8 protein-coding genes and 1 pseudogene are annotated in these 11652 nt (G+C 57.4%); 6 read left to right on the forward strand and 3 right to left on the reverse strand.

The window, feature by feature from the left end; all coding sequences use genetic code 11:
- Positions 1 to 47 precede the first annotated feature (47 nt).
- From PSES9_RS23930 to hutC, 4 genes and pseudogenes are all read left to right on the forward strand, one after another.
- A pseudogene (locus tag PSES9_RS23930) lies at positions 48 to 1652 on the forward strand (BCCT family transporter).
- On the forward strand, positions 1633 to 3171 hold the full coding sequence (locus tag PSES9_RS0119060; RefSeq protein WP_010489642.1) for an HAL/PAL/TAL family ammonia-lyase: 1539 nt from the start codon (positions 1633 to 1635) through the stop codon (positions 3169 to 3171). The pseudogene PSES9_RS23930 and the gene PSES9_RS0119060 overlap by 20 nt, the downstream one beginning before the upstream one ends.
- Positions 3172 to 3183: 12 nt before the next feature.
- Positions 3184 to 4728, forward strand: coding sequence for a histidine ammonia-lyase (gene hutH / locus PSES9_RS0119065; protein WP_010489643.1), 1545 nt, complete (start codon positions 3184 to 3186; stop codon positions 4726 to 4728).
- A 103-nt stretch (positions 4729 to 4831) separates the two neighbouring features.
- On the forward strand, positions 4832 to 5545 hold the full coding sequence (hutC, locus tag PSES9_RS0119070) for a histidine utilization repressor (RefSeq protein ID WP_010489644.1): 714 nt from the start codon (positions 4832 to 4834) through the stop codon (positions 5543 to 5545).
- A gap of 77 nt (positions 5546 to 5622) precedes the next feature.
- Here hutC and PSES9_RS0119075 read toward each other — a convergent pair whose 3' ends face one another.
- Both PSES9_RS0119075 and PSES9_RS0119080 read right to left on the reverse strand, forming a co-directional pair.
- Complete coding sequence (locus tag PSES9_RS0119075) at positions 5623 to 6678, reverse strand: c-type cytochrome (protein WP_010489645.1); 1056 nt, start codon at positions 6676 to 6678, stop codon at positions 5623 to 5625.
- A gap of 11 nt (positions 6679 to 6689) precedes the next feature.
- A complete protein-coding gene (locus tag PSES9_RS0119080; protein ID WP_010489646.1) occupies positions 6690 to 7286 on the reverse strand; it encodes a c-type cytochrome in 597 nt (198 codons plus the stop codon).
- 303 nt (positions 7287 to 7589) lie between these two features.
- Here PSES9_RS0119080 and PSES9_RS0119085 point away from each other — a divergent pair, with 303 nt between their 5' ends.
- Entirely contained in the window at positions 7590 to 9041 is a 1452-nt protein-coding gene (locus PSES9_RS0119085; RefSeq protein WP_010489647.1) for a DASS family sodium-coupled anion symporter, read from the forward strand.
- A 149-nt stretch (positions 9042 to 9190) separates the two neighbouring features.
- Here the strand turns inward: PSES9_RS0119085 and PSES9_RS0119090 are convergent, their stop codons facing one another.
- Positions 9191 to 11044 (reverse strand): lipoprotein N-acyltransferase Lnb domain-containing protein, encoded by a 1854-nt coding sequence (locus tag PSES9_RS0119090; RefSeq protein ID WP_010489648.1) that lies wholly within the window; start codon positions 11042 to 11044, stop codon positions 9191 to 9193.
- 169 nt (positions 11045 to 11213) lie between these two features.
- Here PSES9_RS0119090 and PSES9_RS0119100 point away from each other — a divergent pair, with 169 nt between their 5' ends.
- A complete protein-coding gene (locus PSES9_RS0119100; RefSeq protein ID WP_029529661.1) occupies positions 11214 to 11546 on the forward strand; it encodes a TraR/DksA family transcriptional regulator in 333 nt (110 codons plus the stop codon).
- Positions 11547 to 11652: the final 106 nt, after the last annotated feature.

Genomic DNA, 11652 nt, shown 5'->3' on the forward strand with positions numbered 1-11652 from the left:
TGACAGCGGCTGGGCAATGGATGCAACATCCCATAAGGCAGACAACAATGAACTCCAAGAGTCAACAAAGCCTGAACCGTAGTGTATTTATCCCAACATTCCTGGTGGTCCTGGTCGCTGTAACCATCGGTTTGTTGAACAATGAAATGTTGGTCCGAGTGGCCAAGGACGTCTTCTACTTTTCACTTTCCGACTTCGCCTGGCTGTACCAGTTGTTAGCGATTTCGGTGCTGGGCCTCGTGGCCTATATCTTCTTCTCCAAGGCCGGGGATATCCGTCTTGGCGGCGCCAATGCAAAGCCGACATTTTCAATGGCATCGAACTTTGCGATGGCCTTGACGGGCGGGATCGCAACCGGCGTGGTGACCTATTCGGTCAATGAGCCAATCATTTATCTGGGCAATATCTACGGCGAAATTGCCAATCAGTCCTTTGCTCCAGGCAGTGCAGAGGCTGCGATTTTTTCCCTGGCGCGCTGTTTCCATAACTGGAGTTTCATTCCCTATGCAATGTATTCGATTGTCGGCTTGATGATCGCCTAAATGCATTACAACCGGAAAAAGGAATTTTCGATCGCCGCCACGCTGTCGCCTGTGATTGGCGCGCATAACCAGCGGCCAGTGGTTAAATCACTGATCGATATTGTTTCGGTGCTGGCTATCGCACTGGGCTTGGCATCGTCGCTGGGTGCGGGGCTGGCCCTGATCAGCTCCGGTATCGAGGCGCAGTACGGCATTCAATCAAGCCCCGTCACCTGGCTGATCCTGTCGCTGTTGATCACGGCTGTATTTGTCACCTCGGCGCTGTCCGGACTCAAGCGTGGCATCCAGTTCCTGTCGTCAATCAATGCCTATATCTTCTATGCCTTCGTTGTCATCCTGCTGATCGTCGGGCCACTGAGCTACATCTTCAATTTGTCGGTGACCTCCATTGGCTACTGGCTGGATAACTTCTTCCTCTGGTCGTTTGACACCAAGGAATCTGGAGGCGAGGCGCTGGTGACCTGGTGGACCATGTACGACTGGTCGATCTGGATTGCCTATGCGCCGCTGATGGGCTTGTTCCTGGCGCGTATTTCCTATGGTCGCACGCTGCGCCAGTTCCTGATTATCAACTGGATTCTGCCTTCGGTGTTCGGCATGGTCTGGTTTGCGATCTGGGGCGCTTCAGCCATCAAGTGGCAGCTTGATGGCAGCCTCGATTTGATCAAGGTAATTACCGATCATGGCGCCGTGGCGGGCCTTTGGGGCTTCTTGCAGCACTTGCCCATGTCGGCCCTATTGGTGCCGCTGGCAATCTTCACCTTGATTATCTCCTTCGCCACTGCGGCGGATTCCATGACCTCGACCATTGCCTCGATCTGCACCAAGAACATTCGTGCGGACGAGGAGTCGCCCAAGTCACAGAAGATTATCTGGGGGCTTTCGATCAGTGCGATTGCCTTCATCATGGTTGCATTCGGTGGTGGCGCGCAGGGGGTCGATGGCATCAAGTACCTCGCCGCTGCTGGCGGCTTCACCCTATTGTTCCTGTTTATCCTTATCGCGGCTTCGGCAGCTCGGGTTTTTGTTTTCAAAAAAAAAACACTGGACAGCCAAGAGCGTGTCAGTCGCGAGCAGTTAGGGGTGGTAAATGAACAACCCATTGCCTGATGTATTGCTGAGCGAAGCGCCGGTTACCTGGTCTGATGTCGTCAACGTCGCGCGCCATGGCGCGCGCATGGAACTGTCGGCTTATCGCTGGATGCGGGTTAATGAAGCCCGTGAGGCGGTGATGGCGATTGCACATTCAAGCAAGCCGCACTACGGCATCAACACTGGCCTCGGTGCCTTGTGCGATGTGGTGTTTGCCCCCAGCGAGCTGAGCAAGCTTTCGCGACACACCCTGATGAGCCATGCCTGCGGTGTGAGTTCACCGCTGCGCAGCGAGCAGGTGCGGGCCATCATGTGCTGCGCGGTGGTTAACTACAGCCACGGTTATTGCGGGGTGAGCGCCGATGTGGTCAACGGTCTGCTGAACTTGCTCAACCAGGGCATCACGCCGGTGGTGCCCGGGCAGGGCTCGGTCGGTTACCTGTCGCACATGGCGCATATTGGCCTGGCGCTACTGGGTATTGGCGATGTCGAGTTTGCCGGGCAGATTGTGACCGCCAGCCAGGCCTTGGCCAGTATCGACATGCAGCCTGTCGAGCTAGGCCCCAAGGACGGCTTGTGCCTGGTCAACGGCACGCCGGCGATGACCGGTCTGGCCTGCTTGACCCTGGCGGATGCTTATCACCTGGCGAGCTGCGCCGATGTGGTCGCCGCGATGAGTTTCGAGGCCTTGGGCTGCCAGTTGGATGCGATCAGTTTTGCAGCCATCCAGCGGAAAACCCATGCGGGCATGCAGCAGACCATGGCCAATCTGCATCAGTTGCTAGCGGGCAGTGAAGTGGTCGCCAAGAGCCAGGGCGCGCATCTGCAGGATGCCTTGAGCTTGCGTGCCATCCCGCAAGTGCATGGGGCTTGTCGGGATCAACTGCAGCACGCGGCGCGCCAGGTCAGTGACGAACTGAATTCGGCCACCGACAACCCATTGGTAGTCAAGGAAGGCGCTGAATATCGGATCATTTCCCAGGCCAACCCCCACGGCGAGTCGGTGGCCATGGCGTGCGACCTGTTGACCATCGCGGTGTGCGAGTGGAGCAGTATCTCCGAGCGCCGGGCTTACCGTCTGGTCACGCCGCAGGCCAATAAGCTGCCGCCGTTTTTGACCAAGGGTGGTGGGGTGAAATCCGGGATGATGATCGCGCAATACAGCGCAGCTTCCCTGGTGGCGGATAACAAGCGCCTGGCATTGCCAGCAGTGACCGACAACTTCCTGACTTCCGGGCTGCAAGAAGACCACCTGAGCCTGGGTGAAAGTGCGGCATTGAAGCTGGACAAAGCCATAGAAAATGCGTTTTACGTCCTGGCGATCGAGTATCTGCTGGCAGCCCAGGCGTTCGACTTCATTGAGGTCCGGCCATTCGGCCAGGGCACAGGTTGTGCCTGGGGCTTGTTGCGCGAACTGGTGGCCAGCTATGAAGAAGAGCATCCCTTGTATCAGGATATTCGTCACACCTATGAAGTGCTGCGCGATGTGAACACGCTGTTCGCCCTGCGTCAGGCGCTGCCGAATTTCGATCTCTGAGTGGATACCATTATGTCCGTTTTAACCTTGATACCGGGCCAGTTGAATCTTGCCCAATTGCGCAATTTTTACCAGCATCCACAACAGGTAGTGCTCGATGCGAGTGCTGACCAGGGGATTGAAAACAGTGTTGCCTGCGTGCAGGGCATTCTTAGCCAGGGCCGCACGGCCTACGGGATCAACACCGGTTTTGGTTTGTTGGCGCAGACCCGTATTGCGACTGAAGATTTGGAAAACCTGCAGCGCTCGCTGGTGCTTTCCCACGCCGCCGGTATTGGTGAGCCCCTGGATGACGCCATGGTGCGCCTGATCATGCTGCTCAAGGTCAACAGCCTGTCGCGTGGTTTCTCGGGTATCCGGCGCAAGGTTATCGATGCCTTGCTGGCGTTGATCAATGCCGAGGTATATCCGCATATCCCGCTCAAGGGGTCGGTGGGCGCATCCGGTGACCTGGCGCCATTGGCGCATATGTCCCTGGTACTGCTGGGTGAAAGCCAGGCCCGTTATCGCGGTGAATGGATGCCTGCAAAAGAAGCATTGGCAGTCGCTGGGCTGGAGCCTCTGACGCTGGCTGCCAAAGAGGGCTTGGCGCTGCTCAATGGCACGCAGGTTTCCACCGCTTACGCACTGCGCGGCCTGTTTGAGGCTGAAGACTTGTTTGCGGCCGCGTCGGTCTGTGGCGCCTTGAGTGGTGAAGCCATGCTCGGGTCGCGGGCGCCCTTTGATGCTCGGATTCATCAGGCCCGCGGCCAGCGTGGGCAGATTGATGCGGCGGCGGTATATCGCTATTTGCTGGAATCGAGCAGTGAGGTTGGCCGCTCCCACGAAGCCTGCGACAAAGTGCAGGACCCCTACTCGCTGCGTTGTCAGCCTCAGGTCATGGGCGCTTGCCTGACGCAATTGCGCCAGGCAGCTGAAGTGCTTGAGGTCGAGGCCAACGCGGTGTCGGATAATCCCTTGGTGTTCGCCGCCGAAGGCGATGTTATCTCGGGTGGTAATTTCCATGCCGAGCCAGTGGCCATGGCGGCGGATAACCTGGCGTTGGCCATTGCTGAAATCGGTGCGTTGAGTGAGCGCCGCATCTCGCTGATGATGGACAAGCATATGTCGCAGTTGCCGCCATTCCTGGTGGCCAATGGCGGCGTCAATTCAGGTTTCATGATCGCCCAGGTGACGGCTGCGGCGCTCGCCAGCGAGAACAAGGCATTGGCCCATCCGCACAGTGTCGACAGCTTGCCAACCTCTGCCAACCAGGAAGACCATGTTTCAATGGCGCCCGCTGCCGGTAAGCGCCTGTGGGAAATGGCGACCAATACCCGTGGGGTATTGGCGGTTGAGTGGCTGGGGGCCTGCCAGGGCCTGGATTTCCGCGCCGGCCTGACAAGTTCCGCACGCCTGGAGCAGGCGCGCAAGGTGTTGCGCGATGCTGTGCCTTATTATGTTGAGGATCGCTTTTTCGCACCCGATATCGCCGCCGCCGATGAACTGCTCAAGCAGCGCGTGCTGTCGGGCCTGATGCCTGCCAGGCTACTGCCATCGCAACCTGTGGAGGCGTAGCAGGCGAGTGGTCGCGACAGTTGTAACGGGCTGTGCATGTGGCTCGTCCTAATCTGTCGCGGCCTGTATTATTAGGACGACGCCCCCACACAAAGGAATCTACGTGGCCAGCAAGACCCCACGTTATCGTGTTATCGAGGAGCACCTGCTGGAGCGCATCAGCAGCGGGGCATATCCGGTTCATCACCAAATTCCTCCCGAGGAACAATTGGCCCGCGATTTTGGCGTAAGCCGAATGACGGCGAACAAGGCTATTCGCGATTTGGTGCAAAAGGGTTATCTGATCCGCCAGGCCGGGCTTGGCACCTTTGTTACCGACCGCAAGGCTGAGTCGTCGCTGCATGAGGTGCTCAATATCGCCACCGAGGTCATCAGTCGTGGCCATGCCTACAGCAATGATGTGATCCGCTGTGAGGCCATCGAGGCTGATGATGAAGTGGCGCTGCGCCTGGGTGTGCGTCTCGGCACCGAGGTGTTCCATACCATTTTGGTCCATCGTGAAAGTGGCGTGCCTATCCAGCTCGAAGATCGTTTCGTCAATCCGCGCTGGGTGCCTGATTACCTGCAAACCGACTTTTCGCAAAAAACACCCAATGAGGTGCTGGTCGCCAAATGCCCGATTTCGGATGTCGAGCATGTTGTCGAAGCCCTGTTGGGCGACAGCCAAACTGCCCAGTGGCTGGATATCGACACTGCCGCGCCGTGCCTGAGCATGGTGCGTCGCACCTGGTCGGATGAGCACTTGGTCAGTTACGCCCGGTTGATACATCCCGGTGACCGTTACAAGCTGCGCTCGCGTTCCAGCCGGCGTGGTTGAGCCGGGCTCGACTCGATAGCCGACAGTAAAATGCCGGGCCACAGTTGGCCCGGCATTTTTGCAATTGTCACAGGCGTCTATTTCACCCTGGTTGCCGGGAAGGCTTGGCTACCCAGGACGCTGCCATCAAGCTCCTTGCCGTAATAGCCGTTGTCATCTGCGTGAAACGTCTTGGCCGTAGTGGCTACATCCTTGGTGAAGCGCGGGTCCTGCGGGCGTTCGCGACTGTTCATGTAGGCGGCTACATCCCAGGCTTGTTGAGGGGTGAGCTGTACGGCCTTGCCCAATGGCATGTTCTCGAAAATGAAGGTCGCCGCAGTATTGACCCGGTGCATGCCGGCGCCCCAGTTATAGGACTGCGCTCCCCAAAGGGCCGGAATGACCGGCAAATCCGCCATAACCCTGCCTTGGCCTTCGCTGCCGTGACACAAGGCGCAGTGTTGCTCATAGACCTTGGCGCCCCGCGCAGGCGAGGGGGCTTGCGCAGGATTGTCGAGTGCAGCGAAAGCGCGCCCCGGCATATGACCGCGAGCGTCGAGCTTGACCTTGTCGGTCAAGGGACCGGGTAGTTTGAATGAAGCCACATTACCGCCTTCTTGCAGGGCTTTGTCGCTCATCTCTGGCACAGGCTGGTCCTGCATGCCGAATGCATCCAGCAAACCGCCCATCAGCAGCCAGTACGAATAGGCCGATATTGCGACCAGCTCTGGCGAGTCGATTGCCGGGGCCTTGCCGTTCATGGAAAAGTTGAAACAACCCTGGACGCGTTCGGCAAAGTTGCTGATCCTATTATTTTTCTTACGAAACTCAGGGTACGCGAGATACGCTGCCCACATTGGCGCTGCATAGGCCTTGCTGCCTGCGTCGAGATGGCAATTGGTGCAATTGAGTTGATTGCCCACATATTGGCCGCTCAGTTGCTGGCTGTTGACGAACAGTTGGTAGCCCTTGCGGATCTTGTCGCCAAAGGCGCCTTTAGGAATCTCACTCAGCTCACGGGGCTTGAAATAATCCAGGTTTGCCGCTTTGGGTTGCGCCGGGATTTCATCTTGCATGTCGGCCATCGGCACCTCGGCGCGAGCGAATCCGCTAGCAGCCAGTAACAGGAACAGCCACGCTTTGTTGATAGGCATAGGTCGCTCCTCTATTGGATGGCTGACAGGTAATCGGCCAAAGCCTGGATTTCACTGTCTTTGAGTTTGCTGGCGATGTGGCCCATGGTGTTGTCCGGGTCGCCGCTGCGTTGTTTTTTTTGCCAGGCGACTAGCTGGTCTTTCAAATAGCTGCTCTGTTGTCCCGCCAGGCGAGGAAAGGGGCCACCGCCAACGGCTGATGGGCCATGGCAGCTGTAGCAAGCAGGTAGTGAACGGTGCGGGTCACCTTGGTAATAGAGCTTTTCAGCACCTGACTGAACCAGGGCGTCACCGCGTTTTTGCAACTCAGGCGCAGTACCTTGCTCGGCGTAGTAGGCCAGTGCTTGTTGGCGAACATTGAGGTCGACCAGACTCTCAGCCATTAATGTCATGACCACGTTTTTTCGCTCGCCAGAAATGAAATGCTCGATCTGTGCGTTCATATACAGGCTGGTAAGCCCGGCGAGCTTGGGACCTTGTGATGTGCCTTGCCCTTGCGCGCCGTGGCAGACAACACAGCTTTGCGCGGCCTCGGGCACTTCAACTGCACTGGCGTGGTTTACCAGAAACAGTGTCAGCAGCGAGCTGATAACTAAGTGTTTGTTCATACGATCCTTCGAGTGAGCATGAATATGCCTTAATCATAGGCGCCTTCGTCAGCCCCGCCACTGTTTCATCGGTTGGTACTCGCAGGCAGGGCATGATCCCCAAGCGCTTGATCTGGAGCAGTAAGGCGGCCAGCAATAGCCCAGATAATGTTTGTGCTACTCGCAGTGCAAGGTGCGAGGACCTGCATAAATAACAGTCAGGCTCTGGCGTGAACGAGCTCCGGCCTTCTCACGCATAGGCCATGAGCAGCTATATTTTCAACCGCATGCCCGGTTGATGCCCGACCCGTTTAAGGAGCAACCATGAAACCGATCCCGGCGTTAATCGCCTTGACCATTGCTCTGTCGATTTGGTTTGTTATTCCTGTCCCTCAAGGCGTAACGCCCGAGGCCTGGCATCTATTGGCGATTTTTATCGGCACTATCGCCGGTATCATCGGCAAGGCCATGCCCATAGGCGCGCTGGCGATGATTGGCATCATGCTGGTGGCGATTACCGGGGTGACCAGTGATAAGCCCAGCGTTGCGATCAAGGATGCCTTGAGCGGGTTTTCCAATTCGCTGATCTGGTTGATCGGTATTGCCATCATGATTTCGCGGGGGCTGATCAAGACAGGCCTGGGCAACCGTATTGCGTATTACTTTATTTCGATATTCGGCAAGCGCACTTTGGGTATCGGCTACGCGTTGGCGCTTTCAGAGTTGACCCTGGCGCCAATCACACCGAGCAATACGGCAAGGGGCGGGGCGATCATGCACCCGATCATGCGCGCCATCGCCAGCAGCTTTGGTTCATCGGCGGAGCAGGGCACGGAAAAGAAAGTCGGCGAGTACCTGGCGCTGGTCAACTACAACGCCAATCCTATTACTTCGGCGATGTTTATTACCGCCACGGCCCCCAATCCCCTGATTGTCAGCTTGATCGCCAAGGGGACCGGCAGCCACATCGAGATATCCTGGGCCATGTGGGCATTGGCGGCCTTGCTGCCGGGGCTTGTGGCTATTCTACTGATGCCGCTGATTCTCTATGTCTGCTTCCCGCCAACGCTAAAGCAAACCCCGAATGCCACGCTGTTTGCCAAGCAAAAGCTGGAGGAACTGGGTGGTTTTAAAGGGCCGGAGAAGATCATGCTGGCTGTATTCGCCCTGCTGTTGTTGCTTTGGGCAGGGGTTCCCGCCATGGTCCTTGGCGAGGCCTGGAAGTTCGATGCCACCACTGTTGCGCTTTTAGGGCTTTCGATACTGCTGGTGACGGGTGTCTTGACCTGGGAAGACATTCTTAAAGAAAAGACCGCCTGGGACACCATTACCTGGTTTGCTGCCTTGGTCATGATGGCCAGCTTCCTTGGCAAGCTAGGCTTGATTGGCTGGTTTTCAGGGGTGATCCAGCAGCAGATTGGATCATTCGGACTGGGCTGGGTTGGAGTGATCGCCTTGCTGGTGCTGGTGTACTTCTATTCACATTATTTCTTTGCCAGCACCACGGCGCATATCACCGCGATGTACGCAGCTTTTCTGGCTGCGGGTATTGCCTTGGGCGCGCCACCATTACTCTTGGCCCTGATCCTGGCGTTCTCCTCATCCTTGATGATGTCACTGACCCATTATGCGACCGGAACCGCGCCTATTGTCTTTGGTTCAGGCTATGTGAGCCTTGGGCGCTGGTGGATTGCCGGGCTGGTCATGAGTATCGCCAACCTGGCTGTTTGGGGTGGAGTCGGTGCGTTCTGGTGGAAGGTTCTGGGCTATTGGTAAGCGACAGGCGGGACGGGTTGTTTCAGCCGTTGCATTGGCAAGCTTGATTGTGAACCCAGCGATGGTGGGCAAGCTTCGCCTTGCCGCACCCTAAGTATGGACACAACCGCGCGGGTGGATGAGGTGCTTTATCCACCCGCGAGTAGCTCTCAATAGTTGTACCACTTGAGTTCCAGCATCAAGGTGTTTTCTGGCGTGCTCAGGTGGCTGAAGTCACGGGCGGCGCTGAAACGCACACCAAGGTCGCGTGAGATCTCCCATTGCTGGGTCAGGTTGATGCTGCGACGTACCTCGCCGTTATAGAAATAGTCGGCCTTGCCTTCCAGGAGCAGGTTGCCCAGAGGGTTGCGCCATAACAGCCCGCTATTGAACCCGGCTGCCGGGGCGACAAAGGCGGCAAAGTCACGGTTGTTTTCAACGCGTGCAGTGGCCGGCGCAAAGCCGATGGTGTTGTCAGCCAGTTGCCATGTGCCGCCACCGCCGCCAGTCAAATAGGTCGCCAGGGATTCGTCGTCATCCTTGCCCGAGACGCGTTCCGCTCCACCTGAAACCTGCCATGACCAGGGTTGCAGCAGTTCATTGCGTGGTGTCAGCGAGCGAATCTTGGCCAGGTCGAGTTGCTGCAACTGCCAGTGGTTGTTTTCATATTGGCGCAGTTTGAGCTGGGCGATCTCAATCTGGGCGCCTATGGGGAAGCCGTAGAGGTTGTCGTTGAGTTCGTGATAAGCCATGCCCAAGCCATATTCGGCAAAGGCCTTATCACCACGGCTACCGGCACCCAGTTGCCATGTGCGTGACTCGTGCCCCTCTTCTGGCAAGTCGGGGCGCTCAAGGTCGAGCAACGGCGGCGGGTTCTGATTAATGGCCTTGAGTAGATTGAAGCTGCGCGCAGCAGTTGTTGCGTCACGTTCGCCACTGGTGGACTGGTAGCGCAGCAAGCGGAATGCTCCGTCCTGAATCAATGCCCGGCGCTTTTCGGGTAGTTGCCCAAATGCCGGGTCATCCAGTGCGGACTGATCGGCCGCCAGGCGCAGCACCCATTGTTGCTCGTCATCTGTGAGCTCAACGGCGCGGCCGAGCAGTTCGCGCTCACGGGATGGGCGGTAGTCAATGCGTTCGATCAGCCCGGCATCCTTGACTGCACGCACTGTGTCGGTCGGAATGGCTGTAATCGGGAAGTCGTCCGTCAGCTCGATGCCGGGCCGTGCGATTTCAAGTAATTCAAGCAGGCGATACGAGCAGTTTTCATCGAAAAAGAAGTAGTCGAACTCGATATCCTTGAGCTCCCAGACATGCTCCATCATGCGCCGGGTTTCCTGCGGGGTCAGGTTAAGCCGGTATTCCCACAGGTCGCGATTTTCCAGGCTGCGATATTCCGCCAGTTTTTCCCGGTAGGGCACCACTGCAAAAAAGCCGGGGTAGCCGCCCATCAGACCCTTCCAGGCGTAGAGCATGCTGTTGTCCATGCCCTCGATAAAGGCCCCGAAGTTGAGCGCGTAGCTGAGCAGGGCCGTGTTGTTGCTGTCCACGTCAGCCTGGTCGATGCGCAGCAATGTGTGGCCAAACATCGAGGACGGGCTGTTCAGATAGGCCGCTGGGAACACCAGTACGGTGCTGTTGGGCGAGACTTCAGTCATCCACTCGCTGTATTTCTGGCACTGCGGTTTCGGCAGGTCGGTCAGGGAAAGCTGCTCGCTCAGCCAGCGGGTGCGCGCCGGATATTTGCACTGGGCATGCTGGTCGGCGAGTGTGGCGGGTGCATACAGCGCTTTGACGGTGGCGCTCAGCTCAGCCGCAGGATCGCTGTCGCCATTGCTGGCGATAAAGAAGTCGTCGTCATCGATATAACTGCGCCAGCCGCCAAGCTTGCCGGTTTCATAATGGCCCAGGGATATCCAGAAGGTTGGCATAGCCAGTGCTTGCAGCTGAGCTTCAGGGGTATTCGGGGCGGCGTGTAGGGTTGCGCAGCAAGACGCCGCCAAGACTGCCAAAATCCGTTTCAATGTTTAGATTCTTATACGAAAAGTCAGACAGGAGCTTTGGCGATGCTGGCCGCTGGTGTCAAGGTTCTGAATCAAGATCTCAGCTATCCATCTAAATTAGTGGCTTGGAAGGTGCAGGTTTCCCAATAAAGACACACACTGTATGCAGATGATCAGCGAGGAACCAGCCATGACTGACTTCGATCCCTCTGCGTTACTCGATGCCTTGCACCACGAGTACAACGTGCGGGCGACGGCTATTCGGGCAAGTCTGTCCGGCAGCCACTCGCCGGACTTTACCGAACAGGCCGCGCAGCGCCAGAACGATGAGGTGCTTGAGGCCCTGCTGGCAGATGCAGAAGAGGGCCTGCATGCGGTCGGCCTGGCCAAGCTTCGCCTGGCTGAAGGAACCTATGGTCAGTGCATGAAGTGCGCCGCACCCATTGAGCTGGCTCGACTGCAAGTGTTGCCGACAGCTGTTTATTGCCTGGCATGCGCCGAGCAAAGCGCAATCAGCGACTGAGCCCGAAGGCAAATAGGCCCAGATCGGAATTAGTCGGCATTGATCCGCTGCTTTAGCTTGTGATCAGCGTCCGAAGCGGCGATTATTTCTATCGTATGTGCCCTCC

It is taken from the genome of Pseudomonas sp. S9 (assembly GCF_000222125.1).
In the GTDB taxonomy this organism is placed as follows: Bacteria; Pseudomonadota; Gammaproteobacteria; order Pseudomonadales; family Pseudomonadaceae; genus Aquipseudomonas; species Aquipseudomonas segetis.

What these genes read in the sequence shown, in the direction of transcription:
- PSES9_RS0119060 (WP_010489642.1), top strand. Translation starts at nt 1,633, where the DNA reads ATGAACAACCCATTGCCTGATGTATTGCTGAGCGAAGCGCCGGTTACC.
- hutH (WP_010489643.1), top strand. Translation starts at nt 3,184, where the DNA reads ATGTCCGTTTTAACCTTGATACCGGGCCAGTTGAATCTTGCCCAATTG.
- PSES9_RS0119075 (WP_010489645.1), bottom strand. Translation starts at nt 6,678, where the DNA reads ATGCCTATCAACAAAGCGTGGCTGTTCCTGTTACTGGCTGCTAGCGGA.
- PSES9_RS0119080 (WP_010489646.1), bottom strand. Translation starts at nt 7,286, where the DNA reads ATGAACAAACACTTAGTTATCAGCTCGCTGCTGACACTGTTTCTGGTA.
- PSES9_RS0119085 (WP_010489647.1), top strand. Translation starts at nt 7,590, where the DNA reads ATGAAACCGATCCCGGCGTTAATCGCCTTGACCATTGCTCTGTCGATT.
- PSES9_RS0119100 (WP_029529661.1), top strand. Translation starts at nt 11,214, where the DNA reads ATGACTGACTTCGATCCCTCTGCGTTACTCGATGCCTTGCACCACGAG.